Raw genomic sequence first — 26,192 nt, 5'->3', positions numbered from 1 at the left:
CGTGTCTGCGCTGGCTTGGCGCGGACAGCACATTTTGTACACGGCTTTCGCGTATGTCAAACATGCCTACTGGGAGGCGCGGGGTCCTTCGGAACGCACGGCATCCGCCTGGCTGGGCGCGCAGCCGGGGACCGCTATCCCGCCGTCATCGACCGCTGCATCTTGACCGACTGGAGCAGGCCGATGCCCACCCAGATGGCGAACATCGAGGAGCCGCCGTAGCTGACGAAGGGCAACGGGATGCCGGCCACCGGCATGATGCCCAGGGTCATCCCGATGTTCTCGAAGCCCTGGAAGCCGAACCAGGCGACCACGCCGGCCGCGACGATGGTGCTGTAGAGGTCGTTGGCCTGCCGGGCGATCCGGCAGGCCCGCCAGAGCACCACGCCCAGCAGCAGGATGATCAGGCCGGCGCCGAGGAAGCCCAGCTCCTCGCCGGCGACGGTGAAGACGAAGTCGGTCTGCTGCTCGGGGACGAACTGGCCGGTGGTCTGGGTACCGTGGAACAGGCCCTTGCCGAGCAGTCCGCCGGAGCCGATGGCGATCCTGGCCTGGGCGGTGTTGTAGCCCACGCCGGACGGGTCCAGCGCGGGGTCGGCGAAGGCCGCGAAGCGGGCGATCTGATACTGCTTCAGCACATGCAGCTGGACCACGACGAAGGCGCCCGCGCCGCCGACCACGATCAGGCCGAACAGCCAGCGCTTGGGCGCGCCGGAGGCCAGCAGCAGGCCGAGGATGATCACCACCATGACCATGGTGGAGCCCAGGTCGGGCATCAGCAGCACGATCCCGATCGGGACCGCGGCCAGCGCCAGCGCCTGGACGATGGAGCGGTCGTCGGGGAAGGCCCGCTCCCCCGCGTCCACCCGCGCCGACATCAGGGTGGCCATGCCGAGGATGATCGCGATCTTGCAGAACTCGGAGGGCTGCACCGAGAAGCCGCCGCCCAGCACGATCCAGGAGTGCGCGCCGTTGACGGTCGAGCCCAGCGGGCTGAGCACGGCCAGTACGCCGAGCACGGCCAGCAGGTAGACCACCGGCGCGATGGTGCGCAGCCGGTGGTGGCCCAGCAGCACCACGCCGACGCACAGGCCCAGGCCGATGGCCAGGTTCATCAGATGGCGGATCAGGAAGTACTGCGGGTCGCCGTGGTTGATCTCGGTGCGGCTGCGGGTGGCCGACCAGACCAGCAGCGCGCCGATGCCGGACAGCGCCAGCGCGGCCAGCGCCAGGATCCAGTCCATCCGCCGCAGCGGGGAGTCCCGGGCGATCAGCCGGCCGACGGTGCCGCGGCGCGGCGCGTAGCGGGCCGCGCGGTAGCCTGCGCCGGCGCTCCAGCTTCCCGGGGCGGTCATGCCGGCACCCGCCGCTCGGGAGTGAGCCCGAAGGCGGCGAGCGGGGCGGCGGGCAGCGGGGCGGTAGGCGCCAGCGGGGTGGCCGGGGAGAGCGTCCCCCCGGCGGCGGCCACGGTGTAGGCGGTCTGCTGGGCCTGGGTGACGCTGCCGTCGGCGTGGAAGGTCGGCAGCTGGGTCTGCGGGGTCGGCAGCAGCGCCTTCTTGGGGTCGATGCTGTTGTCCGGCTGGATCCCGTACAGCGCGTTGTAGATGTTGCGCACGGCCGGCCCGGCGCCGCCCGAACCGGTACCGCCCTGGGAGATGGTCATGATGACGGCGTAGTCCTTGGTGTAGGTGTCGAACCAGGACGTGGTCTGCTTGCCGACGACCTCGGCGGTACCGGTCTTGGCGTGCAGGGCGATCTTGTCCTGCGGCCAGCCCTGGAACTTCCAGGCCGCCGTACCCGAGGTGACGACGTTGGCGGTGGCCTGGTCGATGTACTGGATGGTGCGCTGGCTGTCCGGCAGCTTGCCCTGGACCACCGGCTTGAGGTTACTGACGACCTTCCCGGTCGGCGAGACCACGGCCTTGGCGATCTGCGGCTGGTACAGCGTCCCGCCGTTGGCCAGCGCCGAGTAGATCCGGGCCATCTGGATCGGGGTGACCAGGGTGTCTCCCTGGCCGATGGCGTAGTTGACCTCGTCACCGGCGCGCAGGGTGGCGAAGTCGATGCAGTCCTCCTTGGCGATGGCGGTGGCGTAGTCGTCCTTGCCGCTCTTCGCCTGCTTGCACCAGGTGTCCTTCATGGCGTTGTAGTACGCCTGGTGCCAGGCCCGGTCCGGGACCCGTCCGGAGGCCTCGCTGGGGAGGTCGATGCCGGTCCGGGCGCCCAGGCCGAACTGGTGCGCCGCCTTGTAGAGCCAGTCGGCGGGCGCCTTGGGCTTGGTGCCGCCGTCCTTGAGCCACTGCTGGTAGGCGATGTTGTAGAAGACGGTGTCGCAGGACACCTCCAGGGCCTTCGACAGGTTGATCGCGCCGAAGTTCTCGCCCTCGAAGTTCTTGAACACCCGGCCGCCGATGGTCATCGAGGAGGTGCAGGGGAAGGTGTCGTCGTAGCTGTAGCCCGCGTTGATCGCCCCGGAGGTGGTCACCACCTTGAAGGTCGACCCGGGGGCGCTCTGACCCTGTATGGCCCGGTTCAGCAGCGGGAAGTCGGAGGAGTTGCTGGTCAGCGCCTTGTAGTCGGTGGCGGAGATGCCGCCGCTCCAGATGTTGGGGTTGAAGGTCGGCGCACTGGCCATCGCCACCACCCGCCCGGTGTGCACGTCCATGACCACGACCGCGCCGGAGTCGGCCTTGAAGTTCTCGTGGGTGACCGGGTCGTAGGACTTCCGCAGGGTCACCAGCGCCTGCTGGAGCTGTGTCTCGGCGATGCCCTGGATCCGCGCGTCGACGCTTGTCACCACGTCGTCGCCGGGCTGGGCCGCGGTGCCGCCGGCGGTGCCCTGGACCCGGCCGAGGTTGTCGACCTCCAGGTTGTCGGTGCCGGGCTTGCCGCGCAGGGCGCTGTCGTACACCGACTCCAGTCCGGAGCGGCCGATCTGGTCGGAGGCGGCGTAGGTGGACTTGCCGTCGGCGCCGGTCGCGGCGGTGATCTCGTCCTGGGTGACCGGGGAGAGGTAGCCGAGCACCTGGGCCGCGTTGGCGCCGCTGGGCGCCGGGTAGGTGCGGACCGCGGTGGGGTCGGCGGTCACCCCGGGGAACTCCTCGCGGCGCTCCATGATCTGCATGGCCTGCTGGGTGGTCGCCTTCTCGGTGACCGGGATCGGCTGGTAGGGCGAGCCGTTCCAGCAGGGCTGCGGGGTCTTGGCGTCGCAGAGCCGGACCTTGTCGTGGACCGCGGCGGGCGTCATGCCGAGCACCTGGGCCAGCCGGTCCAGCACCGCCTTGCCGCCGTCCTTCTGCTGCAGCAGCGAGGTGCGGCTGACCGAGACCACCAGCTGGGTCTCGTTGTCGGCCAGCGGCTTGCCGTTGGCGTCCAGGATCTCGCCGCGCACGGCCGGCACCATCACCGTGCGGATGTGGTTGGACGAGGCCTGGTCCTGGTACTCCTGCCCGTTGCGGATCTGCAGGTACCAGAGCCGTCCGCCCAGCGTCGCCAGCAGCGACAGCACGAGGACCTGGAGGATCAGCAGGCGCCCGGTCACCCGGCCGGTGCGGCCGGTCTGCGGGATGTTGGTCATGGGTATGCTTCCCGCCCCTGGGGGTCTTTTGCTCTACTTGCCGCTCTACTTGCTGCTGGTCTTGATCTTCGTGCGTCCGGACCGCGAGCCGCCGAAGCCGGACACGGTGCCCAGGCCCGCGCTGCCGCCGCTGCGGCTGCCGCTGTGGCCGAACATCGAGCCCCGCCGGCCCAGCCCGGCCTTGGCCGGCTTCTGCGGGCCGCCGCTGCCGGACCCCGCGGTGCCGCCGCCGCTGCTGACCGGCACCGCGATCGACCGTCTGGCCAGCGCCATCACCCCGGGCACGACGAACGGCGCCAGCAGCACGTCGTAGATCACCGAGGTGGTCAGCAGGCCGCCGATGCCGACATGGCGCGCCGCCGAGTCGCCGACCAGCGCGCCGACTCCGGCGTAGAGCAGGGTCGCGGTGAACGCCGCCCCGGCGACCACCAGCAGCGGCGTCAGCACCGAGCGGATCTGGCCGCTCTCCGGCCGCAGCAGCCCGGCCGCGTAGCCGAGGATGCACAGCACCAGCGCGTAGCGGCCCACCGCGTGGTCCGAGGGCGGTGCCAGGTCCGCGAGCAGTCCGGCGCCGAAGCCGACCAGGCAGCCGCTCTGCGGCCCGTACACCAGCGCGAGCCCTATCACCACCAGCAGCATCAGGTCGGGCACGGCGCCGGGCAGCCCGAGCCTGGCGAGGACGCTCACCTGGGCGACCAGGGCGACGACGACCAGCACGGTGGAGAGCAGGATGCGGTGCAGCCACATGGGACTAGTGGGCCTTCCCGTTGGCGGGCTTACTCGTTGAGGGGGTGGAGCCGGTGGCCGCGGTGGCGGCCTTGGCCGGCGCCGGCTTGGGCGGCAGCACGGCGTCCCTGGGGTCGGTGGCCGGCGGCTGGACCACCACGCCGACCAGGTCCAGGCTGGTGAAGTTGACGAAGGGTTTGACCAGCACGGTGCGGGTCAGCTGCCCCGGGTCGTTCTCCACCTTGGTCACCGTGCCGACCGGGACGCCCGGGACGAACGGGCGGTCGTTCTGCGAACCGAAGGTCACCAGCCGGTCCCCCGCCTTCACCACGGCCTGCGCGCTGAGCAGCTCCACCCGCAGCGGTCCGGTGCCCTCGCCGGTGGCGACGCCCACCTCGCCGCTGCCCTCCATCCGGGTGCCGACCGAGAAGCCCGGGTCGCTGGCCAGCAGCACGGTGGAGGTGGTCGGTCCGACCGTGGTGATCCGGCCGACCAGGCCGTCGCCGTTGATGACGGTCATGTCGCGCTTGATGCCGTCGTTGCTGCCGATGTCGATGGTCACGGTCCAGGAGAAGCCCTGGGCCGCGCCGATCGCCACCACCTGGGCGGCCTTCACGGTGTACTGGCCCGCACCGGCCGCACCGAGCATCCGGCTCAGCTCGGTGGACTGACCGTGCGCCAGGTCGGAGCTGCTCAGCTGCTGCTTGAGCTGCAGGTTCTGCTGTTCCAGAGCGCTGATCCGGTTGTGCTGCCTGCTGGCGTCGGTCACCGAGTGGACGGTGTCGGCGACCGGGTTGACCATGCCGGACACCCCGCTCTCGACCGGCCCCAGGACCGAGGCCGCGACATTCCTCGGCCCGTTCAGCGGAGAGTTGTCACCGCCCCGGATGTCCACGGTGATCAGCGCGAACGCCACCGCGATCAGCAGGACCAGCAGCAGCCGGCTCTCTCGTGTGTCCCTCACGGTCCTCGGCGGTGCCCTTCGCTGTCGTGGTGAGCGTCGTTGTGAGCCGGCGTCAGGTCCTGCGGCGGTGCCGCGCCGGGGTCAGCGGCGCGGCTGGGCGTCCAGCACCTGCTGGAGCACCTCGAAGTCCTCGACCACCCGTCCGGAGCCCAGGGCCACCGAGTCCAGCGGGTTCTCCGCCACATGGACCGGCATCCCGGTCTCCCGGCGCAGGCGCTCGTCCAGGCCGCGCAGCAGTGCGCCGCCCCCGGTGAGAACGATGCCGCGGTCCATGATGTCACCGGCGAGTTCCGGCGGGCACTGGTCCAGCGTGGTCTTGACCGCGTCGATGATCTGGTTGACCGGCTCCTCGATGGCCTGCCGTACCTCCGCGGCGGAGATCACGATGGTCTTCGGCAGCCCGCTGACCAGGTCCCGGCCGCGCAGTTCGCTGTGCTCCTCCTTGTCCCCGTCGAGCGGGTGGGCGGAGCCGATGGTCATCTTGATGTTCTCGGCGCTGCGCTCGCCGAGCAGCAGCGAGTACTCCTTCTTGATGTGCTGGATGATCGCGTTGTCCAGCTCGTCGCCGGCCACCCGGATCGACTGCGCGGTGACGATGCCGCCCAGCGAGATCACCGCGACCTCGGTGGTTCCGCCGCCGATGTCCACCACCATGTTGCCGGTGGGCTCGTGGACCGGCAGACCCGCGCCGATCGCCGCGGCCATCGGCTCCTCGATGATGTGCACCTGGCGCGCGCCGGCCTGGCTGGCGGCCTCGACCACGGCGCGTCGTTCCACTCCGGTGATGCCGCTGGGCACGCAGACCACGACCCGGGGGCGGGCCAGGTACCGGCGGCGGTGGATCTTGAGGATGAAGTAGCGGAGCATCCGCTCGGTGATCTCGAAGTCCGCGATCACCCCGTCCTTCATCGGCCGGATGGCCACCACGTTGCCCGGGGTCCGCCCGATCATCCGCTTGGCCTCGGTGCCGACGGCCAGGATGGAGCCGGTGTTGGTGTTCACCGCGACGACCGACGGCTCGTTCAGCACGATCCCCCGGCCCCTGACGTACACCAGCGTGTTGGCGGTGCCGAGGTCGACAGCCATGTCACGACCGATGAACGACATGTTGTTCGCCATGGGTATGCGGGGCCTTCCCGAGGTCGAGGGGTTGGGGCGGCGGGCCGCCCCCATGGTAGCCAAATACACACTGAGGGTGACGGCGGACCCTCTGCCATTGTCGGGGCAGACGATCACATTTCCTGCTATTGGGACGCTGGTGTCGGCTGCTCAGTTCCGGGCAGTTCCGACGGGGGCCGAACGCGACGGTACGTCAGCCGATCCCGGGGAAGAAGATCTTGATCTCGCGCTCGGCGGACTCCTCCGAGTCCGAGGCGTGGATCAGGTTCTCCCTGGTGATGGTGGCGTAGTCGCCGCGGATGGTGCCGGGGCCGGCCTCCAGCGGGTTGGTCTTGCCGGCCAGCGCGCGGACGCCCTCGATCACACTCTCACCCTCCACGATCAGCGCCACCACCGGGCCGGAGGCCATGAACTCCATCAGCGGCTCGTAGAACGGCTTGCCGATGTGCTCGCCGTAGTGCTGCTCCAGCGTGGCGGTGTCCAGGGTGCGGAGCTCCATCGCGGCGAGGGTCCAGTTCGCCTTGCGCTCGATCCGGCCGATGATCTCGCCGACGAGTCCCCGTCGGGTGGCGTCGGGCTTCAGGAGGACGAGGGTGCGCTGCGGCATGGCGGTGCTCCGAGGGGGGTCGAGCCGAACGGGTGGAAGAACAAGAAGGGAGGGTGCGGCGAGCCTACCCGAGACGGCCGCGGCCTTCGAACGCCAGGTGGACCTCAGCTCGCCTGTGCACGTGCCGTTTTGATGATGTCAATCTTTCGGCCGTAGTGGACGGACGCCCACCAGAGCGCCGCAAAGATGACACCGAGTCCGTACATCATCCCCACGACCGCGCCGCTGGCGATCAGCGCCAACTGGAGCACCCAGCCGACGGCCACCATGCCCGGCCTGGTGATGACACCGCAGAGCAGCACGCACAGGGCCATCGCGGCTCCGCAGACCGTCCACAGCGTCGTCGAGGAGACATGGGACAGATGCATCGCGACCAGAGCGGCGAAGCCGACCACCATCGCCTCGGCGATGAGTGTGGACGAGCAGAGGGTGCGCACGGGAGGCCTTTCGGGGCGGACGGGCAGTGGTGTTCTCGGTTCAGCGGCGGTCGGCGGGGCAGAGAGGCGGGTCAGCGACGGTTGCGGCTGAGCAGGATGCGGGCCTCGCCCACGGTGATGATCGAACCGGTGACCAGGACGCCGGAGCCGCCGAGGTCGCCCTCCTCCTCGGCCAGGGTCACCGCGGCGTCGATGGCGTCGTCCAGTCGGGTCTCCACCAGCACCCGGTCCGAGCCGAAGATGTCGACCGCCTGTTCGGCGAGCCGGTCGATGGAGGTGGCCCGCTGGGTCGAGTTCTGGGTGATCACGACCTCGGCGAGGACCGGCTCCAGCGCCTCCAGCAGTCCGCTGGAATCCTTGTCGCCACTGGTGCCGATCACCCCGATCAGCCGGGTGAAGCCGAAGGACTCACCGATGGCGTCGGCGGTGACCCGGGCCCCGGCCGGGTTGTGCGCGGCGTCCAGCACGATGGTCGGGCTGCGGCGGACCACCTCAAGCCGGCCCGGGGAGCTGACCCCGGAGAAGGCGGCGCGGACCTTGTCGAGGTCCAGCGGCTGCTCGTGCGCGGCGCCGACGCCGAAGAAGCCCTCGACCGCGGCCAGCGCCAGCGCGGCGTTCTGCGCCTGGTGCGCGCCGTGCAGCGGGATGAAGACCTCGGTGTACTCGTGGCCGGAGATGCCGCGCAGGGTCAGCAGCTGGCCGCCGACCGCGACGTCGCGGTGCACCACGCCGAACTCCATGCCCTCGCGGGCGACCACGGCGTCGTTCTCCACGGCGCGCCGCAGGATCACCTCGGCGGCGTCCAGCGGCTGCTGGGCCACCACCGCCAGGGCGCCCTTCTTGATGATCCCGGACTTCTCCCCGGCGATCTCACCGGGCGTGTCGCCGAGCTTGTCGGTGTGGTCCAGCGAGATCGGGGTGATCACCGCGACCGGTGCCTCGATCACATTGGTGGCGTCCCAGGAGCCGCCCATGCCGACCTCGACCACGGCGACGTCCACCGGCGCCTCGGCGAACGCGGCGTAGGCCATCCCGGTGAGGATCTCGAAGAAGGACATCCGGATCGGCTGCGCGGCGTCGACCATGCCGATGTACGGCTCGATGTCGCGGTAGGTGTGGACGAACAGCTCGGGGCTGATCGGCTCACCGTCCAGGCTGATCCGCTCGGTCACCGACTCCACGTGCGGGCTGGTGTAGCGGCCGGTGCGCAGCTCGAAGTGGCGCAGCAGCTGCTCGATCATCCGGGCGGTGCTGGTCTTGCCGTTGGTACCGGTGATATGGATCGAGGGGTACGCGCGCTGGGGCTGGCCCAGGATGTCCATCAGCGCGGTGATCCGGTCCAGCGAGGGTTCGAGCTGGGTCTCCGGCCAGCGCGCGGTCAGCTCCGCCTCCACGGCGCGCATCGCGATCACGGGATCGGCCGAGGTCGCGTCGGCGTCGGGCTGCGGGGTGGTGCTGGATGCGTCGCTCACGCCGTCAGTCTACGGAGCTGCGGACGGGGCACGGGAACTGCCATGGGTTTGTGACGTAGATCCTGGTTTGAGTTCATATTTGGCCTAATCAACTTTTGTCGCCGTATGGTCACGGGCTGGAGGTATTCCAGACCTATGTCCACAGTGATCGACAACGCGCCCTACAGCGCCTTCCACAAACGTCTCGCCCTCGCCTGTTCCGGCGGCCCGCTGCTCGACGGATACATCCTGAGCATCGTCGGAGTCGCCGTCATCGGCATGAAGCCACAACTGGGACTCAGCACCGCGCAGGTCAGCCTGATCGGTGCGGCCGCACTCATCGGCATGTTCGTCGGTGGTGCGGTCTTCGGCGTGCTCACCGACAAGATCGGGCGGGAGGTGATGTACACCGCCGACCTGCTGGTGATGATCGCCTGCTCGGTGGCGTCCTTCTGGGCCCAGGACGTCTGGATGATCGTGGCACTGCGGGTGGTGATGGGGATGGCCGTCGCGGCCGACTACCCCATCGCCACCTCCCTGCTGGCCGAGTGGCTGCCGGTCAGGGACCGCGGCCGACTGCTCGGCAAGCAGATCATCGCCTGGTACGCCGGCTCGGTGCTCGCCTACGTCGTCGGCTATCTCTTCCTGCAGTTCGGCGGCGCCGACAGCTGGCGCTGGATGCTGGCCAGCTCGGCCCTGCTGTGCGTGTTCTTCCTGCTGGTGCGGCGGGGCTCGCCGGAGTCCCCGCTGTGGCTGGCCCAGCACGGCCGGACCGAGGAGGCCGTCACCGTGGTGCGGAAGCACCTGGGCGCCGAGGTCAGCGCCGCGGAGCTGCTCGCCGGGGAGCCCCCGGTGTCCGAGCGGCTGGCGCTCAGCGGGGTGAGGGAGCTGTTCAGCACCGAGTACCGGCGCCGCACCCTGTTCTGCGGACTGTTCTTCCTGTGCCAGGTCGGACCGCTGTTCGCGATGCTGACCTTCGGCCCGCAGATCCTGGAGTCCTTCGGGATGCCTGGCGGCAACATCATGGACACCCTGGGCACCGGCGCGGTCAGCCTGGTCTTCCTGCTCGGCTGCTACCCGGCGCTGCGCACCATCGACAGCTACGGGCGCAAGCCCACCATCATCTGGTCCTTCGCCCTGATGATCGTGCCGCTGGCGCTGCTCGGCGTCTGGCCGGCCGCTCCGGCCGCGATCGCCATGCTGGCGCTGTGTGCCTACGCCTTCTTCTGCGGCGGGGCGAACGTACTCGACTGGACCTATCCCAACGAGCTGTTCCCCACCCATGTCCGGGCCACCGCAGTCGGCTTCGCCACCTCGGTGAGCCGCATCGGCGCCGCCGTCGGCACCTATCTGCTGCCGCTGTCCCTCACCGGGCTCGGCACCGGGCCCACCATGCTGATCGCCGCCGCGGTCACCGCCTGCGGGCTGCTGGTCTGCGTGCTGTGGGCCGAGGAGACCAAAGGCGTCGGCCTGCAGCAGGCCGCTGCCGCCGACGGCGTCACCGTCGCCGTCGCCGGTGACGATCCTGCTCCGGCGGGGTCGCGCGGGCCGGTGCAGGTCCGAGCCTGAGCCCGAGCGTGCGACAGGCCCCCTTCCCACGGACGGGAAGGGGGCCCGGGTGCGCCCGGCGCTCCGTCAGCCGGCCGGCAGCGCCGCGATCTGTGCGCCGAGGCGGGTGATGTCGGCCTCGGCCTTGGCCTGCCTGGCGTGGATCTTCTCGACCGCGACCGGGGCCGCCTTGGCCAGGAAGGCCTCGTTGGCGAGCTTGGCCCGGGCCTGGGTCAGCTCCTTCTCCGCGGCGGCGAGGTCCTTGGCGAGCCGCTTGCGCTCGGCGGCCACGTCGATGGTGCCGGACAGGTCGAGCTCGACCTTGGCGCCGGCCACCGAGAGGCTCGCCGTCGCGGTGAAGTCAGCCCCGGCGGGCTGGAACCTGACCAGGGAGCGCAGGGCCGCCTCGTGCGCGGCCAGGCTGCCGGACAGCTCCAGCCGGGCCGGGACCTTCTGCCCCGGGTTGAGCCCCTGGTCGGCCCAGAACCGGCGGATCTCGGTGACCACCTGCTGGAGCTCGCCGATCTCCGCCTCAGCGGCGGCGTCCCGGCGGGTGGCGTCCGCCGCCGGCCACTCGGCCACGACGACCGACTCGCGTCCGGTCAGTGTGGTCCACAGGGCGTCGGTGACGAACGGGATCACCGGGTGCAGCAGCCGCAGGGTGACCTCGATGACCTCGCCCAGGACGCGTCGGGCGGCGTCCGCGTGCGGACCGCCCTCGGCCAGGGTGGACTTGGACAGTTCGACGTACCAGGCGAAGACCTCGTCCCAGGCGAAGTGGTACAGCAGGTCGCTGAGCTTGGCGAACTGGTAGTCCTCGTAGAGGCCGTCGACCTGGGCGACGACGTCGTTGAGGCGCGAGAGGATCCAGCGGTCGGCGGTGGTGAGTTCGTCCGCGGCCGGCAGCGGGCCCTCCAGGGTCGCGCCGTTCATCAGTGCGAAGCGGGTGGCGTTCCAGATCTTGTTGCAGAAGTTGCGGGAGGCCTTGACCCAGTCCTCGCCGATCGGGACGTCCGCGCCCGGGTTGGCGCCGCTGGCCAGAGTGAACCGGACCGCGTCGGCGCCGAACTCGTCCATCCAGTCCAGCGGGTCCACGGCGGTGCCGGAGGACTTGGACATCTTCTTGCCGAACTGGTCGCGGACCAGGCCGGTCAGCGCGATGGTGTGGAACGGCGCCTGGCCGTCCATCGCGTACAGGCCGAACATCATCATCCGGGCGACCCAGAAGAAGATGATGTCGTGGCCGGTCAGCAGGACGTCGGTCGGGTAGAACTTCTCCAGGTCACGGGTCTGCTCGGGCCAGCCCAGGGTGGAGAACGGCCAGAGGCCGCTGGAGAACCAGGTGTCCAGGACGTCGGGGTCCTGGTGCCAGCCGTCACCCGTCGGCGGCTGCTCGTCCGGTCCGACGCAGACGACCTCGCCGTCCGGGCCGTACCAGACCGGGATCCGGTGGCCCCACCAGAGCTGGCGCGAGATGCACCAGTCGTACATGTTGTCGACCCAGCTGAAGTAGCGGCCCTCCAGCTCCTTGGGGTGGATCTGGACCCGGCCGTCGCGGACCGCCTCGGCCGCGGGCCCGGCCAGTGGGGCGACCTTGACCCACCACTGCAGCGACAGCCGCGGTTCGACCACGGTGTGGCAGCGCGAGCAGTGCCCGACGGCGTGCATGTAGGGGCGCTTCTCCTCGACGATGCGCCCCTGCTCACGCAGCGTCCCGACGACGGCCTCGCGGGCCTCGAAGCGGTCCAGCCCCAGGAAGGGGCCGTGGACGGTGATGATGCCGTGCTCGTCCAGGACGTTGATGTTCGGCAGGTCGTGCCGCTGGCCGATGGCGAAGTCGTTGGGGTCGTGGGCCGGGGTGACCTTGACCGCGCCGGTGCCGAACTCCGGGTCGACGTGCTCGTCGGCGACGACCGGGATCCGACGGTCCGTCAGCGGGAGCGCGATGGTGCGGCCGACGAGGTGGGCGTAGCGCGGGTCGTCCGGGTGGACCGCGACGGCGGTGTCGCCGAGCAGGGTCTCGGCGCGGGTGGTGGCGACGACGACGGAGTCCTCGCCGTCCCCGTAGCGGATCGAGACCAGCTCGCCGGCCCGGTCCTCATGCTCGACCTCGATGTCCGAGAGCGCGGTGAGGCACCGGGGGCACCAGTTGATGATGCGTTCGGCGCGGTAGATCAGACCGTCGTCGAAGAGCTTCTTGAAGATGGTCTGGACGGCCTGGGACAGGCCCTCGTCCATGGTGAAGCGCTCACGGGACCAGTCGACGCCGTCGCCGAGGCGGCGCATCTGGCCGAGGATCCGGCCGCCGTACTGCTCCTTCCACTCCCAGACCTTCTCGACGAAGGCCTCCCGGCCGATGTCGTGCCGGGACAGGCCCTGCTCGGCGAGCTGCTGCTCGACCTTGTTCTGGGTGGCGATGCCGGCGTGGTCCATGCCGGGGAGCCACAGCGCCTCGTAGCCCTGCATCCGCTTGCGCCGCGTCAGCGCGTCCATCAGCGTGTGCTGGAAGGCGTGGCCCAGGTGCAGGGCGCCGGTGACGTTGGGCGGCGGGATGACGATGGTGTACGGCGGCTTGTCGCTCTTGGCGTCGGCCTGGAAGTAGCCCCGCTCGATCCAGCGCTCGTACAGCGGGCCTTCTACCTCCGCCGGCGAGTACTGGGTCGGCAGAGTGGTCGGCTGGACGCTGTGGTCCCCGGCGTTCGCGTCGTGCGCGTGCGGCTCGGGGCGCTGGTTCGTGTCGGTCACGACGCACAGTTTACGAGGAGTGGGGAGGTGGTAACGAACGGCTTTCCGCGGGGTCCGGGGGTCGCCCCCGCAGAGTTGCAGCACGAGGAGTGGGGAGGTGGTAACGAACGGCTTTCCGTGGGGTCCGGGGGTCGCCCCCGCAGAGTTGCAGCACGAGGAGTGGGGAGGTGGTAACGAACGGCTTTCCGCGACGGCACAGGTAACGGACCGGTACCGGAGCACTGTGCAAAAACGGGCAGATGGGACGGGGTCCGGAGAAGCCCGTGGACTCCGCTCGGCTCTGCTGGTCTGATGTTCGACTATGTCGATGAACCCGCCACCCGCTGATGGCAGCGCCGGTGGTTATCCGCCCCAGGGACAGCCCGTCCAGCCCAGCTACGGCCAACCCCAGCCCCAACCCCAGCCGCAGCCCCAGCCCGGGATGCCCTATGGGGACCCCAACGCCGCCTGGGGCTACCCCGTGCCGCCCGAGCCGCGGAGCCGTACCGGCCTCAAGATCGGCCTCTCCATCGGCGCGGCCCTGGTGATCATCGTCGGCGGGATCGTCGGCTACTTCGTGATCCGCACCGCGGCCACCACCGGCAAGTACAAGCTCGCCATGCCGGCCAGCTTCCAGGGCCTGTCCCAGCAGACCGACAACGGACTGCTCAAGGACATGGCCGGTACCACGGACGGCATCAGCAGCACCGGGGCCACCCCGGTGCTGACCTCCTACTCCTCCGGCTCCGTCACCGAGACCCCGCAGTTCGTCGTCGTCGGCGCCTACGGCCGCCTGCCGCTGGCCTCCACCCAGATCGGCCAGGCCTGGAAGGGGATGACCAGCGGCGGCGGCAGCGTCTCCGACAAGACCGACGAGGACGCCGGACCGCTGGGCGGTTCGATGCAGTGCGGCATCCTCAGTGAGTCCGGCGCGGCCTTCGGCATCTGCGTATGGGCCGACAACAGCACCTACGCGCTGGTGATGGACACCGGCAAGACGACCGCGGTCAGCTCCGATCTGCCCGCGCTCGCGACCTCCACCCGGGCCCTGCGGGCCGCCGCCGAGATCAAGAAGTAGCCCTCGGGCCCGCGTAGCCGCCCCCGCACCCCCAGTCGGGTGCGGGGGCGGCTGTCGTCGGCCGCGCCTCCCGCGGCCGCGGCCGGTGGCTGGGTTCACTGTGCGCTGTCGGCGCGTACAACGGGAGGACCCAGGTGAGCAGCGAGGACGGCGGCAGCGCAGAAGCCGGCAACGGCGAGGGCGGCGCGGCAGCGCGCAACGCGGCGCGGCGCGCGCGGATCGAGGAGTTGCGGGCCGCGGAGAAGGCCAGGGCCAAGAAGCGGCGGACGATCCTCGTGCTGGCCGCCGTGGTGGTGGTCGCCCTGGTCGCGGGCGGCATCCTCTGGGCGACCACCCGGCCGTCGTTCTGTGGGAACGTCGCATCCGGCAGCCCCGACGGCAAGCAGTGGAAGAGCGCGCCGGCCATGTCGATCGACACCTCGGCGAACAACTCCGCGACGCTGAAGACCTCCTGCGGCGACATCGGCATCAGACTGGACGCCGAGAACGCGCCGCAGACCGTCAACAGCTTCGTCTACCTGGCCAAGCAGGACTACTTCGACCACACCAGGTGCCACCGCCTCACCACCAGCGGCATCTACGTCCTGCAGTGCGGCGATCCGACCGGTACCGGCAGCGGCGGCCCCGGCTACACCCTGCCCGACGAGTACCTGAAGGATCCGGCGATCCAGGGCGGCAGCTACCCGGCCGGGACGGTCGCGATGGCCAACACCGGGGCCGCCCACACCGGCGGCAGCCAGTTCTTCCTGGTCTACCGGGCCAGCCAACTCGCGGCGAGCTACACGCCGTTCGGCACCATCACCTCAGGACTGGACATCCTGCAGCACATCGCCGGGAACGGCGTCCAGGGCGGCGGCAGCGACGGAGCGCCCAAGGACAAGGTCGCGATCAACAGCGTCGCGGTGACCAAGGACTGATCCGGCCTTCTGATGACGCGGCGGCCGCCGCAGCCCAGTTGACGCTGCCTCAGGTCCTGTCCGGAGACGACTCACCGGCGTCGGCCGGCGCAACGCGTGAGGCCCGGCCCCTTCCCGGGCCGGGCCTCACGCGTGTGCTGTCTGTGCTGTCGTGTCCTGGCGGCTACGCCGACTTCTCGCGGCGCTCGCGCTGACTGCGCAGGTCGCGCGGGACCAGGGTCGGGTTGACGTGCTCCAGCACGACGTCCTCGGTGACCACCACACGGGCGACGTCCTTGCGCGACGGCACCTCGTACATCACGGACATCAGCACCTCCTCCATGATGGCGCGCAGGCCGCGGGCGCCGGTGGAGCGCTTGATGGCCTGGTCGGCGATGGCGTCCAGCGCGGTGTCGGAGAACTCCAGCTCCACGCCGTCCAGCTCGAACAGCCGCCGGTACTGCTTGACCAGGGCGTTCTTGGGCTCGGTGAGGATCTGCAGCAGCGCGTCGCGGTCCAGGTTGTGGACGCTGGTGATGACCGGGAGACGGCCGATGAACTCGGGGATCATCCCGAACTTCACCAGGTCCTCCGGCATGACCGCGCGGAACTGGTCGCTGGACTCGATCTCGTGCTTGGACCGGATCGTCGCGCCGAAGCCGATGCCCTTCTTGCCGGCCCGGGACTCGATGATGCGCTCCAGGCCCGAGAACGCGCCGCCCACGATGAACAGCACGTTCGTCGTGTCGATCTGGATGAACTCCTGGTGCGGGTGCTTGCGGCCGCCCTGCGGGGGCACCGAGGCGGTGGTCCCCTCCAGGATCTTCAGCAGCGCCTGCTGCACTCCCTCGCCGGAGACGTCGCGCGTGATCGACGGGTTCTCGCTCTTGCGGGCGACCTTGTCGATCTCGTCGATGTAGATGATGCCGGTCTCGGCCTTCTTGACGTCGTAGTCAGCGGCCTGGATCAGCTTCAGCAGGATGTTCTCGACGTCCTCGCCGACATAGCCGGCCTCGGTCAGCGCCGTGGCGTCCGCGATGGCGAACGGCACGTTCAGCATCCGGGCCAGGGTCTGCGCCAGCAGGGTCTTGCCGGAGCCGGTCGGGCCCAGCAGCAGGATGTTGGACTTGGCCAGCTCGATGCCGTCGTCGCGGCCGTGCTTGCCGTTCTCGCCCGCCTGGACCCGCTTGTAGTGGTTGTAGACGGCTACGGAGAGCGACTTCTTGGCCGCCTCCTGGCCCACCACGTACCCGTCGAGGAACTCGTAGATCTCGCGGGGCTTGGGCAGCTCCTCGAACCTCACCTCCGAGGTCTCCGCGAGCTCCTCTTCGATGATCTCGTTGCACAGGTCGATGCACTCGTCGCAGATGTACACGCCGGGCCCGGCAATGAGCTTCTTCACCTGCTTCTGGCTCTTTCCGCAGAACGAGCACTTGAGCAGGTCGCCACCGTCACCGATGCGTGCCACGAGGTGAATCCCCTTCGCCAAAGGCTCCGTGGGGCAGGAGCCTGGTGCTTGGTTTCCGACGGTACTCCGTCAGGAGCCCCGATCCGCCGTGTTCGGCGGTCTTCCCTCTTCCGCCCTGGGCGAAGTGCCGTCAGGGAGGGCGATGCGGGAGGTGGTCGGTACTGACGATGGTGCCAGGCCGAGGCCCCCGCTCCAATAGCCGGGGGCCCACGGACCGGGTGGTGCTCGTCTCAGTCGGCGAACAAATCAGTCCTCGGGCGGACGGATCAGTCGTTGAGGGAGCTCTTGCGGGTCGAGGTGATCTGGTCGATCAGCCCGTACTCCAGCGCCTCGGCGGCAGTGAGGATCTTGTCGCGCTCGATGTCCTCGCTGATCTGCTGCGTGGTCTGGTTGGAGTGCTTGGCCAGCATCTCCTCCAGCTGCTCGCGCATCCGCTGGATCTCGTTGGCCTGGATCTCCAGGTCGGACACCTGGCCGCGGCCGGTCTCGGTGTACGGCTGGTGGATCAGGATCCGGGCGTTCGGCAGCGCCAGGCGCTTGCCGGGGGCGCCGGCCGCCAGCAGCACCGCGGCGGCGGAGGCCGCCTGGCCCATGCAGACGGTCGCCACGTCGGGCTTGACGAACTGCATGGTGTCGTAGATCGCCGTCAGCGCCGTGAAGGAGCCGCCGGGCGAGTTGATGTACATGGAGATGTCCCGGTCCGGGTCCATCGACTCCAGGCAGATCAGCTGCGCCATGATGTCGTTCGCGGAGACGTCGTCCACCTGGGAGCCCAGGAAGATGATGCGCTCCTCGAAGAGCTTGGCGTAGGGGTCGTACTCACGCACACCCTGCGAGGTGCGCTCGACGAAGCGCGGGACGATGTAGCGGCCCTCGGCGCGCATGTCCTCGATGCGCCGCTCGGCGCTGGACAGGCTGGGGATGTTCATAGCTGGTGTGGCCTCTCCGGAAGCGTACGGACTGTGGTTCGCGTTGGCGGTCGAGCGGTCGGACCGGCGCGGGCGCGGTGCCCGGCCGTGGGGCCTCGGGCACCGGCTGGGGGGCCGGTCAGGCGCCGGTGCCGCCGCCGCCGGGGACGTCCGCGGCGCTGTGCATGATGCCGTCGATCAGGCCGTACTCCATGGCCTCCTGCGGCTGGAACCAGCGGTCCCGGTCGGAGTCCTTGGTGACCTGGTCCACGGTCTGGCCACTGTGCTGGGCGATCAGCTCGGCCATCCGGTGCTTCAGGCGGACCAGCTGCTGGGCCTGGATACGGATGTCGGTGGCGGAGCCGCCGAGGCCGGCCGAGGGCTGGTGCATCAGGATCTCGGCGTTGGGGAGCGCGAAGCGCTTGCCCTTGGCACCCGCGGTGAGCAGGAACTGGCCCATCGAGGCGGCCATGCCCATGGCGATGGTGACGACGTCGTTCTTGATGTACTGCATGGTGTCGTAGATCGCCATGCCGGCGGTGACCGAGCCGCCGGGCGAGTTGATGTACAGGAAGATGTCCCGGTCCGGGTCGGACGCGAGCAGCAGCAGCTGAGCGGTGATCTTGTTGGCGATCTCGTCGTCGACCTGCTGGCCGAGGAAGATGATGCGCTCGTTGAGCAGACGGTTGAAGACCTGGTCGCCGAGACCGCCGCCGCCGATGTCACCGGCTGCGGTGGGGGCCATCAGGCCGGGCATCTGGAACTGGGGAGTCATCACGTAATCCACCCGCTCATTGTGTTCGGACGGCTGATCGTCCACCGTCACTGCGTCTCTTACGAAGGCCGGTACGGAGGCCACCGGTTGCACCGGGAAAGCCTGACCGACGGTCCTGATGGACCGACAGTCACCCTGCCCCTCGTACCAAGGACCCTAACGCGCAGGCAGTGCCTGACCATCCCCTACACAGAACTGTTCGCTGTGAGCGCAGGGTGACCGGCTACGCCGGAAGGGCCCGGACGCTTGCTGCGTCCGGGCCCTTCCTGGTGGTGCTGTGCGGCGGCGTCGCCGCAGGGTGCTGCCGGGCGCTGCCGGGTGCTGCGGAGGGGTCAGGCCTCGGCGGGCCCGGTGCCCTCGGCGGCGGTCTCGGCCGCGTCCTCAGCCTCGTCCTCTTCGTCGTCCTCGAAGTCGACGACCTCGCCGTTGGTGTCGACCACCTTGGCGGACTCCACCACGACCGCGAGGGCCTTTCCGCGGACGACCTCGCCGACGAGCAGCGGGACCTGGCCGCCCTCGACGACCTGCTGGGCGAACTGGTCGGGCGTCATGCCCGAGCCGGCGGCGCGGCGCAGCAGGTGCTCGGTGAGCTCCTCCTGGTTGACCGCGAGCTCCTCCTTGGACGCGATGGCGTCCAGGACGAACTGGGTCTTGATGCCCTTCCGGGCCTGCTCCAGCAGCTCGGCCTCGAACTCCTCGGCGGTCTTGCCCTGGAGCTTGAGGTAGCCGTCCAGGTCGACGCCCATCTGCGGCAGCTGGTGGTGCTCCAGGTTGTGCTTGCGGGTCTCCACCTCGTCCGCGAGCAGCTTCTCCGGGTACGGCATCTCGATGAGCTCCATGAGCTTGTCGAGCACCCGCTCCTGGGCCTGGGTGGCCTGGTCGAACTCCTTCATCCGGACGAGCCGCTTGCGGGAGTCGTCCTTCAGCTCCTCCAGGGTGTCGAACTCGCTGGCGAGCTGGGCGAACTCGTCGTCCAGAGCCGGGAGTTCCTTCTCCTGGACGGTGGTCAGGCTGACCGTGACCTCGGAGTCCTTACCCTCGGCGGAGCCGCCCTTGAGCTCGGTGGTGAAGGTCGCCGTGCTGCCGGCCTCCAGGCCGGTCAGGGCCTCGTCGATGCCGTCGAGCAGGCGGCCGGAGCCGATCTCGTAGCTGACGCCGGTGGCGGTGCCGTCCTCGGGGACCTCACCGTCGACCTTGGCCTCCAGGTCGACGACCACGACGTCGCCCTCGGCGGCGGCGCGCTCGACGGTCTTCAGCGAGGCGAAGCGGTCGCGGAGCTGGTTCAGGCTCTCCTCGACGTCCTCGTCGGACACGGCGACCGGGTCGACCTCGACCTCGATGGCGGTGTAGTCGGGGAGGGTGATCTCGGGGCGGATGTCCACCTCGGCGGTGAACTTCAGGTCGCCGCCGTCCGCGATCTTCTCGACGCCCTCCAGGCCGTCGATGTCGGGCTGGCCGAGGACGTCGAGCTTGGACTCGTCGACGGCCTGGGTGTAGAAGCGCGGCAGGGCGTCGTTGACAGCCTCTTCCAGCACCGCGGCACGGCCGAAGCGCTGGTCGATGACGCGAGCCGGGATCTTGCCCTTACGGAAGCCCGGCACCGTGACCTGCTGGTTGATCTTCTTGTACGCCGCGTCGAGGCTGGGCTTGAGCTCCTCGAAGGGCACCTCGACGGTGAGTCGAACCCGGGTCGGGTTCAGAGTCTCCACGGCGCTCTTCACGGTTGGGTCTCCTTGGGGGCTTGCGGTCGGGGTGTCCGCCGGATACCCCGTTCTCACCGGAGTACGGCGAGTGCGGGGCACGGCGAGACGGGTGATGAGTCAGAGGCGACTTCGCCCGCCGGGGTGGTGGACGGTGAGCTCGCTCCTCGCCCTCGGGCGAGTGTCCGCACCGCTTCTCCCTGCGGAGACGCGCACGTGGACAGCCGCCAGCGGTCCATCCTACCGGTACCACAATCTGCATTGGTCCCGCCGGGAGGGGTCAGCTGTCGGCAACCCGCACGGGGGTCTCCGCCACGGCCCCGGCGGGGGCCTCAGCGGGGGCCCTGCGCGGGGGCGCTCCCTGAGCCCCGGCGGGCTCTCGTCCGGCGGCGGTCCGCCCCGACCAGGAAGCCCCGGGCGGGGCCGCCAGGTTCGCGCTCGGCGTACCGCCGGCTCCGCTGCGCCGCCCGCCCCAGAACAAAACAGGACCCGCCACGAGAGGCAGGCCCTTCACACACCACACGTGGTCGGGGTGACCGGATTCGAACCGACGACCTTCCGCTCCCAAAGCGGACGCGCTACCAAACTGCGCCACACCCCGTACCGTCCAACGTGCTGAACGACACGTAGCGTACAGGCAGATCCCCGGCCCTTCGCCCGCTTTTCCCCGCGCCACCCGCAGCGCCCCGCCACGCCGGACAACCGGTGTGCATCCCGGTGACCAGGTCCGCTACGCTGTCCTCCGAACGCACCCCACCGGTGCGCTCTGCGGGCGTAGCTCAATGGTAGAGCCCTAGTCTTCCAAACTAGCTACGCGGGTTCGATTCCCGTCGCCCGCTCCCACAAATCGGCCCCAGCTCAGCGAGATGATCGCGAAGCTGGGGCCGATCTCGGTTCCGTCCGGCACCTGCGACAGGCCCACAGGCGGCGCGACCCGCACGCCCCGAGCCCAACAGCCTGGTCGCCGCCGCCTCGGCCGTCGTCATCGACGACGCCGGACGCAGCGTGCTCGCACTTACCGGCGACTCCGACTGCTGCGAGGGCCGGCGGGTCGGGGTCCGAAGCCGAGCCGTGCTGGGACAGGGCCGGGACGCAGACGCGCTCGGCGTCGTGCTCGGGCGAGGTGGCGGCGTAGGCCGCAGGCATGCGGTCGCCCTCCCGGAGCGCCCGGGCTGCGGTGTGGTCGAGGACGATCATCGGACTTCTCCGATCGCTTCGCCGCGCAGCGCCTTCAGGGTGCGAGCCAGTCGTGTGACTTGTGCGCGTCAGAATGGGTGCGGGGGCGGGTGGGGGCCGGTACGCTCGCGGAGGTGGGAGGTTCACTCGGTTTCCCCCCATAATCTCCACAGGGCTCGCGCGGCCAGGGGTTGCGGGGGCGAACGGGGCTTGCTTCCCGGAGTGTCGGAGTACGTCCCTCAGCATCGGAGAGACCCCGTGCGCAGGCTCCAGGTCATACAGCGCAGCGTGGTGCGCGAAATGGCCTGCCTGGGGCGGGAGTTCCAGGCTGAGGGGGACATCGTCCGGGGGCCCGGGACCACGGCTGTCGCGGTGCGGGAGCATGTCGGGCAGGGCGGCGGGCACGTCGATCTCGGGTATGTGCTGAGGATCGGCATGGGCGGTGGTCCGGTGGTGTGGGACTGCGCGGTCGGACTCGGCCGGACCGAGGAGGAGCAGCTGCAGAACGCCGTGCGGATGTGGCGGACCACGACCGCTTCCGCGGTGGTGGAGATGCTGGAGCGGCGCGGCGTCCACGGCGACCATGTGCTGCCGGGTTCGGCGGCGGGTGTCGCCGGGTGGCATGCGGTGCAGGGGCCCGCCTGTGTGTTCGGGTTCCGCAGCGGGCCGCTGGGCGACTGGGTGGCGGATCATCAGCTCCTGCCCACCGTCGCCGAACTGGTGGTGCCGCACCTCAACGACCCGGTGCTGAACGGGGTGAAGTTCTTCTTCGGCGGGCGGGTGGGCGACGAGGTCGCCGAGGTGCGGGTGAACGGCGAACCGGTCGCCGCGGCGTCGGCCGCGCTGCGACGGCTGTCCTGGCCGCGCGGCGAGCGGCTGGCCTGGGCCCGCTGCTTCGTCCTGCTGGCGGCCGACCCGCTGGGCCTCCGCGGGGCGGAGGGCGGCGTGGAGCCCGCCGGCGCCGCCATGGTCGGACGGCGCGCCGCGGCAGGGGCACTTCTGCGGCGGTGGCGGGAACGCTGAGGCCGGTACGTACCCGGCTGTTACTTCGTCAAGTTGTTGATGGTCGTGGCGATCTGGTCCAGGAAGGTCTGGATCGGCGCCGCCGCGGACGTCTTGGCCAGGAAGAAGCCGAAGAGCATAGCGAGGATGGCGTAGCCGATCTTCATGCTCCCGTTCCTGATGAAGACCACCAACAGGATGCCCAGCAGGACAACAGCGGAGAAGGAGAAGGTTGTCACGCGGTTCCACTTCCTCGTTCATGACATGCTCGGGGCCCGGGCCACCCGGCAGGCCGGTCCGCCGCGCCGTGCATCGACACTGCCTCCCCCCTCCCCACTGGCCGACATTCAGTGTCTCCGGAGCAGCAGGTTCCGTAAAGCACTTCCGGGACACAGCTCCACAAGTGATCACTATTCGGCCGAGATTGGCCGAACCGCACGTCGGAGATCGTGTTCCCGATGTTACAGGTGTGGTGAACTGGGCACTGAGGGACGGTTATTCGCGCCAGATCAGCAGCAGCGCCCGGTCGTCGTTGAGGTCCTTGGCGACGGTCTCGATGAGCCGCCAGGCCGTCCCGACGAAGGGTGAGCCGATCAACCGGTCCGCCTCCCCCATCAGTCGGTCCATGCCCTCGGACAGGTCGCGGCCGGGGGCCTCGACCATGCCGTCGGTGCAGAGCATCAGCACGTCGCCGCGCTCCAGCCGGCCGCGCAGGCCGGTGAACTTGGCGCCCTCGAAGATGCCGAGCAGCGGGCCCTCGGCCTCCTTGGTCTCCCAGAGGCCCTTGCCCATGCAGCGCTGCATACCGGGGAGATGACCCGCCGACAGCAGTTCGTACTCCCCGGTGTCCAGGTCCAGGACCAGGTGGACGGCGCTGGCGAAGCCCTCGTCCCACTCCTGGCGCAGCAGGTAGCCGTTGGCGGCCGGGAGGAAGTCGTGCGGGGGCAGCGAGCCGAGCAGGCCGCCGAAGGCGCCGGAGAGCAGCAGCGCGCGGGAGCCCGCGTCCATGCCCTTGCCGGAGACGTCGGCCAGGACCGCCTCCAGCACCCGGCTGCCGTCGCCGGTGCGGGCGGCGACCAGGAAGTCGCCGGAGAAGGACTGGCCGCCGGCCGGGCGCAGCGCCATCTCCGCGTGCCAGCCGCCGGGCAGCGCCGGGATCTGCGACTGCACCTTGAGCCGCTCGCGGAGGTCGAACAGCATGGTGCCGCCGCCGCGCCAGGGAACGCCCACCCGGCTGCGGAGTTGGGCGACCAGCAGGCCGCCGGCCCCCACCGCGCCCACCACCAGCACGCTGCCGGGCGTGACCCGGCCGGGGCCGAGGTGGTACGGGCCCAGCATGGCCGCCTCCACGGCCAGCGCGGAGGCGGCGGCCGCGTAGAGCAGCACCAGGCTGCTGGGCCGCAGCAGCAGCGCCCCGGCGAGGACCGGGAGGACCAGCGCGGTGGGCGGGCACCATATCGAGGCCACCAGTGTGACCGCGGTGATCACGGGCACCAGGAGGAACAGCACGCCGAAGGCGAACCAGTCGGAGGCGTCGCCGCGGAAGTAGTCCACGGCGGATCGGCGCAGCCGACGTCGGACCCGGTAGAGCGCCCTGCGCCCCCGAGCCGTCGTCGTCTCCCGAGGTGGCGCCTCGGCCGCTCCGTCTGCCATCCAGGTCGACCCTACCGAGCGTGCGAGGTCCGCGTCGACGCTCCCGGGAACTACGGCCGGTCGAGGGCCGCGGTGGGCTGGCAGGTGGGGCACCAGAAGAGGTTGCGGCCGGCGTGGGTCCCGGCGCTGACCGGGGTCGTGCAGACCAGGCAGGGCAGTCCGGCCCGGCGGTAGACGTAGACCTCGCCGCCGTGGGCGTCCTCGCGGGCGGGGCGGCCCATGGCCTCCGGGGTGTGCTCGGGGCGGACCGTGTCGATCCAGCCGTCACGGACGCCGTCGGCCATCAGCAGGGTGAGGTCGGTCCAGACCGCGTCCCACTGCTCCCTGGTGAGGGCCCGTCCGGGCAGCCGCGGGTCGATGCCCTGCCGGAACAGCACCTCGGCGCGGTAGATGTTGCCGACGCCGGAGAGGACCTTCTGGTCCATCAGCAGGGCGGCGACGGTGGTGCCGCTGCGGCTCATCCGCTGCCAGGCGAGGTCCGGGGCGGAGTCGGCACGCAGCGGGTCGGGTCCGAGCCGGCGGTGCACCTCCTGCTTCTCCGGGTCGCTGATCAGGGCGCAGGTCGCGGGCCCGCGCAGGTCGGCGTGGGCGGCGGCGCCGGTGTCGTCGCCGGTGCTGAGGCGCAGTCGGATCTGGCCGACGGGCGCCGGGGCCGGGCCCTCGCCGAAGCGGACCTTGCCGTAGAGGCCGAGGTGGATGTGGACCCAGTCGGGCGCCGCCGCAGGGTTGTTGGCGGGGTCGCCGAAGCCGAGGAAGAGGTGCTTGCCGTGGGCCTCGGTGGTGGTCAGCGGGCGCCCGTCCAGGAGCGCCGCGGCGTCGGCGAAGGGGCCCTGCGGGCTGGAGACGCGCACGGACCCGCCGCCGAACACCTGGCGGTATGCGGCGGCGAGTCGATGGAGGGTGTGGCCTTCGGGCATCGGAGCTGCGGTCAGCCCTGCGGGTGGTGGGCCGGGACCGGCGGGAGCTCGCCGGTGGTCTCGTACTCGCTGATCATGTCGATCCGGCGGATGTGGCGCGGGTCCTCGGAGAACGGCGTCGCCAGGAAGACCTCGACGAACTTGGTGGCCTCGTCGAGGGAGTGCATCCGGCCGCCGATGCTGATCACATTGGCGTTGTTGTGCTGGCGGCCGAGGGTGGCCGTCTCGGTGCTCCAGGCCAGTGCCGCGCGGACACCCTTGACCTTGTTGGCGGCGATGGCCTCGCCGTTGCCGGAGCCGCCGATCACGATGCCCAGCGCCTGCGGGTCGGCCGCGGTCCGCTCGGCGGCGCGGAGGATGAACGGGGGGTAGTCGTCCACCGCGTCGTAGATGTGCGGGCCGCAGTCGACCGGTTCGTGACCGGCGCTGGTCAGCCACTGGACGAGGTGCTGCTTGAGTTCGTATCCGGCATGGTCGGATCCCAGGTACACGCGCATGGCGTCAGTGTGGCACGAGCCGGTGACGGCGCGCCGGTCAGCCCTTGCGGCCGAGCAGCTTCCAGGCGGCCGGGAGCAGGCCCATGGCCAGCGCGACCTTGAGGGCGTCGCCCAGCAGGTAGGGGTAGAGGCCCAGCGAGGCGGCCCTGCCGAGACCGATGTGCAGCGAGACGGCCAAGTAGGGGACGCCGACGGCGTAGATCGCCAGGTTCCCGAGCACCATGGCGGCGGCGGTGCGCAGCGGGCTGCGGTCGGCGCCGCGGCGGGCCAGTTCGCCGACGACGACGCCGGCCAGCAGGAAGCCGATGATGTAGCCGAAGGTGACGCCGCTGCCGGAGCTGCCGTCCGCGAACCACGGCACCCCGACGAGGCCGGCCGCGAGGTAGAGGCCCATCGAGGCGACGCCGCGTCGGGTGCCGAGGGCCGTGCCGACCAGCAGCGCGGCCAGGGTCTGAGCGGTCACCGGGACCGGCGAGCCCGGGACCGGCACCGAGAGCTGGGCGGCCGCGCCGGTGAGGGCGGCGCCGCCGACCACCAGTGCCAGGTCGCGGGCCGCGCCGCGGGCGCGGGTGGCGGCGGGGAGCAGGTCGGCGAGGACGGCGCCGGGGCGGACGGCTGCGGTGGCGGCGAGGGCCATGGGATCTCCGGGCGGGGTGAGGGGAGGCTGTGCTGTGTTAACGACTGTGAACCTATCGGCCCAGCAGGCCGCCCGGGTATGGCGATCCTCACAAAAGAGCTGGTCAGTGCGTTGGCAGCTCCGTGCAGTCGGAGTTGCGTCCGGCTTCGCCGGGGTGGCGGCCGTCGGAGCAGAGCCCCGCGCCCCCATGGGCGCGGGGCTGACGGGGTTTGCTTACTCGAAGCTGGGGCCGGCGGTGCGGGTGCGCTTGAGTTCGTAGAAGCCGGGGGTGGAGGCGACCAGGAGGGTGCCGTCCCAGAGGCGGGCGGCGGCTTCGCCGCGGGGGGTGGGGG

The 26,192-nt window shown here is 70.4% G+C and carries 23 protein-coding genes and 2 tRNA genes; 5 read left to right on the top strand and 20 right to left on the bottom strand.

The window, feature by feature from the left end:
* Nucleotides 1-134: 134 nt before the first annotated feature.
* The 8 genes from rodA to folC all read right to left on the bottom strand — a co-directional run bounded on the left by rodA (nucleotide 135) and on the right by folC (nucleotide 8,902).
* A complete protein-coding gene (gene rodA, locus TR46_RS19245; RefSeq protein WP_042402654.1) occupies nucleotides 135-1,355 on the bottom strand; it encodes a rod shape-determining protein RodA in 1,221 nt (406 codons plus the stop codon).
* Nucleotides 1,352-3,577: a penicillin-binding protein 2 gene (gene mrdA, locus TR46_RS19240; protein WP_042402652.1), complete on the bottom strand. Its 2,226-nt coding sequence runs from the start codon at nucleotides 3,575-3,577 to the stop codon at nucleotides 1,352-1,354. The genes rodA and mrdA overlap by 4 nt, the downstream gene beginning before the upstream one ends.
* Before the next feature lie 45 nt (nucleotides 3,578-3,622).
* A complete protein-coding gene (mreD, locus tag TR46_RS19235; RefSeq protein ID WP_042402650.1) occupies nucleotides 3,623-4,324 on the bottom strand; it encodes a rod shape-determining protein MreD in 702 nt (233 codons plus the stop codon).
* A 4-nt stretch (nucleotides 4,325-4,328) separates the two neighbouring features.
* Complete coding sequence (gene mreC / locus TR46_RS19230; RefSeq protein WP_042402647.1) at nucleotides 4,329-5,267, bottom strand: rod shape-determining protein MreC; 939 nt, start codon at nucleotides 5,265-5,267, stop codon at nucleotides 4,329-4,331.
* Nucleotides 5,268-5,348: 81 nt separating this feature from the next.
* Nucleotides 5,349-6,374 (bottom strand): rod shape-determining protein, encoded by a 1,026-nt coding sequence (locus TR46_RS19225; protein ID WP_042402765.1) that lies wholly within the window; start codon nucleotides 6,372-6,374, stop codon nucleotides 5,349-5,351.
* 205 nt (nucleotides 6,375-6,579) lie between these two features.
* Nucleotides 6,580-6,993 carry a nucleoside-diphosphate kinase gene (gene ndk, locus TR46_RS19220; protein WP_042402644.1) on the bottom strand — a complete coding sequence of 138 codons (414 nt, stop codon included), beginning with the start codon at nucleotides 6,991-6,993 and terminating at the stop codon, nucleotides 6,580-6,582.
* Nucleotides 6,994-7,097: 104 nt separating this feature from the next.
* Nucleotides 7,098-7,430, bottom strand: coding sequence for a DUF4233 domain-containing protein (locus TR46_RS19215; RefSeq protein ID WP_042402641.1), 333 nt, complete (start codon nucleotides 7,428-7,430; stop codon nucleotides 7,098-7,100).
* A 71-nt stretch (nucleotides 7,431-7,501) separates the two neighbouring features.
* Entirely contained in the window at nucleotides 7,502-8,902 is a 1,401-nt protein-coding gene (folC, locus tag TR46_RS19210) for a bifunctional tetrahydrofolate synthase/dihydrofolate synthase (protein ID WP_042402639.1), read from the bottom strand.
* Nucleotides 8,903-9,037: 135 nt separating this feature from the next.
* On the opposite strand from folC, the gene TR46_RS19205 reads away from it, so the two are divergent.
* Complete coding sequence (locus TR46_RS19205) at nucleotides 9,038-10,450, top strand: MFS transporter (protein WP_042402637.1); 1,413 nt, start codon at nucleotides 9,038-9,040, stop codon at nucleotides 10,448-10,450.
* A gap of 66 nt (nucleotides 10,451-10,516) precedes the next feature.
* Here TR46_RS19205 and TR46_RS19200 read toward each other — a convergent pair whose 3' ends face one another.
* On the bottom strand, nucleotides 10,517-13,174 hold the full coding sequence (locus TR46_RS19200) for a valine--tRNA ligase (RefSeq protein ID WP_084718718.1): 2,658 nt from the start codon (nucleotides 13,172-13,174) through the stop codon (nucleotides 10,517-10,519).
* Nucleotides 13,175-13,481: 307 nt separating this feature from the next.
* Between TR46_RS19200 and TR46_RS19195 the strand changes: the two genes are divergently transcribed.
* Together TR46_RS19195 and TR46_RS19190 are read left to right on the top strand one after the other, a co-directional pair.
* Complete coding sequence (locus tag TR46_RS19195) at nucleotides 13,482-14,231, top strand: hypothetical protein (protein WP_152626569.1); 750 nt, start codon at nucleotides 13,482-13,484, stop codon at nucleotides 14,229-14,231.
* A gap of 134 nt (nucleotides 14,232-14,365) precedes the next feature.
* Entirely contained in the window at nucleotides 14,366-15,148 is a 783-nt protein-coding gene (locus tag TR46_RS19190) for a peptidylprolyl isomerase (protein ID WP_084718717.1), read from the top strand.
* A 163-nt stretch (nucleotides 15,149-15,311) separates the two neighbouring features.
* Here TR46_RS19190 and clpX read toward each other — a convergent pair whose 3' ends face one another.
* From clpX to TR46_RS19165, 5 genes are all read right to left on the bottom strand, one after another.
* Nucleotides 15,312-16,595 (bottom strand): ATP-dependent Clp protease ATP-binding subunit ClpX, encoded by a 1,284-nt coding sequence (gene clpX / locus TR46_RS19185; RefSeq protein WP_030250620.1) that lies wholly within the window; start codon nucleotides 16,593-16,595, stop codon nucleotides 15,312-15,314.
* Between the two features lie 266 nt (nucleotides 16,596-16,861).
* Nucleotides 16,862-17,524 (bottom strand): ATP-dependent Clp protease proteolytic subunit, encoded by a 663-nt coding sequence (locus TR46_RS19180; RefSeq protein WP_042402632.1) that lies wholly within the window; start codon nucleotides 17,522-17,524, stop codon nucleotides 16,862-16,864.
* Nucleotides 17,525-17,642: 118 nt separating this feature from the next.
* Nucleotides 17,643-18,260 carry an ATP-dependent Clp protease proteolytic subunit gene (locus tag TR46_RS19175; protein ID WP_042402755.1) on the bottom strand — a complete coding sequence of 206 codons (618 nt, stop codon included), beginning with the start codon at nucleotides 18,258-18,260 and terminating at the stop codon, nucleotides 17,643-17,645.
* Between the two features lie 350 nt (nucleotides 18,261-18,610).
* Complete coding sequence (gene tig / locus TR46_RS19170) at nucleotides 18,611-19,999, bottom strand: trigger factor (RefSeq protein ID WP_042402629.1); 1,389 nt, start codon at nucleotides 19,997-19,999, stop codon at nucleotides 18,611-18,613.
* Between the two features lie 503 nt (nucleotides 20,000-20,502).
* Nucleotides 20,503-20,579, bottom strand: a tRNA-Pro gene (locus tag TR46_RS19165).
* Nucleotides 20,580-20,746: 167 nt separating this feature from the next.
* Between TR46_RS19165 and TR46_RS19160 the strand changes: the two genes are divergently transcribed.
* Both TR46_RS19160 and TR46_RS19155 read left to right on the top strand, forming a co-directional pair.
* Nucleotides 20,747-20,817 (top strand) — tRNA-Gly (locus tag TR46_RS19160).
* 595 nt (nucleotides 20,818-21,412) lie between these two features.
* Nucleotides 21,413-22,177, top strand: a complete 765-nt coding sequence (locus tag TR46_RS19155) for a DUF6348 family protein (RefSeq protein WP_042402627.1) — start codon at nucleotides 21,413-21,415, stop codon at nucleotides 22,175-22,177.
* Nucleotides 22,178-22,197: 20 nt separating this feature from the next.
* Here the strand turns inward: TR46_RS19155 and TR46_RS19150 are convergent, their stop codons facing one another.
* From TR46_RS19150 to TR46_RS19125, 6 genes are all read right to left on the bottom strand, one after another.
* Nucleotides 22,198-22,395: a hypothetical protein gene (locus tag TR46_RS19150; RefSeq protein WP_042402624.1), complete on the bottom strand. Its 198-nt coding sequence runs from the start codon at nucleotides 22,393-22,395 to the stop codon at nucleotides 22,198-22,200.
* Nucleotides 22,396-22,651: 256 nt separating this feature from the next.
* Nucleotides 22,652-23,809 carry a PP2C family protein-serine/threonine phosphatase gene (locus TR46_RS19145; RefSeq protein WP_084718716.1) on the bottom strand — a complete coding sequence of 386 codons (1,158 nt, stop codon included), beginning with the start codon at nucleotides 23,807-23,809 and terminating at the stop codon, nucleotides 22,652-22,654.
* 50 nt (nucleotides 23,810-23,859) lie between these two features.
* Entirely contained in the window at nucleotides 23,860-24,726 is an 867-nt protein-coding gene (locus TR46_RS19140) for an Fpg/Nei family DNA glycosylase (RefSeq protein WP_042402619.1), read from the bottom strand.
* An 11-nt stretch (nucleotides 24,727-24,737) separates the two neighbouring features.
* Nucleotides 24,738-25,223 (bottom strand): ribose-5-phosphate isomerase, encoded by a 486-nt coding sequence (locus tag TR46_RS19135; protein ID WP_042402616.1) that lies wholly within the window; start codon nucleotides 25,221-25,223, stop codon nucleotides 24,738-24,740.
* Nucleotides 25,224-25,260: 37 nt separating this feature from the next.
* Nucleotides 25,261-25,860 carry a biotin transporter BioY gene (locus TR46_RS19130; protein ID WP_042402613.1) on the bottom strand — a complete coding sequence of 200 codons (600 nt, stop codon included), beginning with the start codon at nucleotides 25,858-25,860 and terminating at the stop codon, nucleotides 25,261-25,263.
* Nucleotides 25,861-26,073: 213 nt separating this feature from the next.
* Nucleotides 26,074-26,192 (bottom strand): mycothiol-dependent nitroreductase Rv2466c family protein (locus TR46_RS19125; protein WP_042402611.1); only part of this gene is annotated, 119 nt, incomplete at its 5' end.

The organism is Streptacidiphilus carbonis, assembly GCF_000787775.1.
In the GTDB taxonomy this organism is placed as follows: domain Bacteria; phylum Actinomycetota; class Actinomycetes; order Streptomycetales; family Streptomycetaceae; genus Streptacidiphilus; species Streptacidiphilus carbonis.
The sequence above is the reverse complement of the archived record's forward strand: the minus strand, read 5'-3'. Positions and strand labels throughout refer to the sequence as shown.

Coding starts and splice junctions, on each gene's coding strand:
- rodA (WP_042402654.1), bottom strand. CDS start 1,355: ATGACCGCCCCGGGAAGCTGGAGCGCCGGCGCAGGCTACCGCGCGGCC.
- mrdA (WP_042402652.1), bottom strand. CDS start 3,577: ATGACCAACATCCCGCAGACCGGCCGCACCGGCCGGGTGACCGGGCGC.
- mreD (WP_042402650.1), bottom strand. CDS start 4,324: ATGTGGCTGCACCGCATCCTGCTCTCCACCGTGCTGGTCGTCGTCGCC.
- TR46_RS19225 (WP_042402765.1), bottom strand. CDS start 6,374: ATGTCGTTCATCGGTCGTGACATGGCTGTCGACCTCGGCACCGCCAAC.
- ndk (WP_042402644.1), bottom strand. CDS start 6,993: ATGCCGCAGCGCACCCTCGTCCTCCTGAAGCCCGACGCCACCCGACGG.
- TR46_RS19205 (WP_042402637.1), top strand. CDS start 9,038: ATGTCCACAGTGATCGACAACGCGCCCTACAGCGCCTTCCACAAACGT.
- TR46_RS19195 (WP_152626569.1), top strand. CDS start 13,482: ATGAACCCGCCACCCGCTGATGGCAGCGCCGGTGGTTATCCGCCCCAG.
- TR46_RS19180 (WP_042402632.1), bottom strand. CDS start 17,524: ATGAACATCCCCAGCCTGTCCAGCGCCGAGCGGCGCATCGAGGACATG.
- TR46_RS19175 (WP_042402755.1), bottom strand. CDS start 18,260: ATGCCCGGCCTGATGGCCCCCACCGCAGCCGGTGACATCGGCGGCGGC.
- TR46_RS19145 (WP_084718716.1), bottom strand. CDS start 23,809: ATGGCAGACGGAGCGGCCGAGGCGCCACCTCGGGAGACGACGACGGCT.
- TR46_RS19140 (WP_042402619.1), bottom strand. CDS start 24,726: ATGCCCGAAGGCCACACCCTCCATCGACTCGCCGCCGCATACCGCCAG.
- TR46_RS19135 (WP_042402616.1), bottom strand. CDS start 25,223: ATGCGCGTGTACCTGGGATCCGACCATGCCGGATACGAACTCAAGCAG.
- TR46_RS19130 (WP_042402613.1), bottom strand. CDS start 25,860: ATGGCCCTCGCCGCCACCGCAGCCGTCCGCCCCGGCGCCGTCCTCGCC.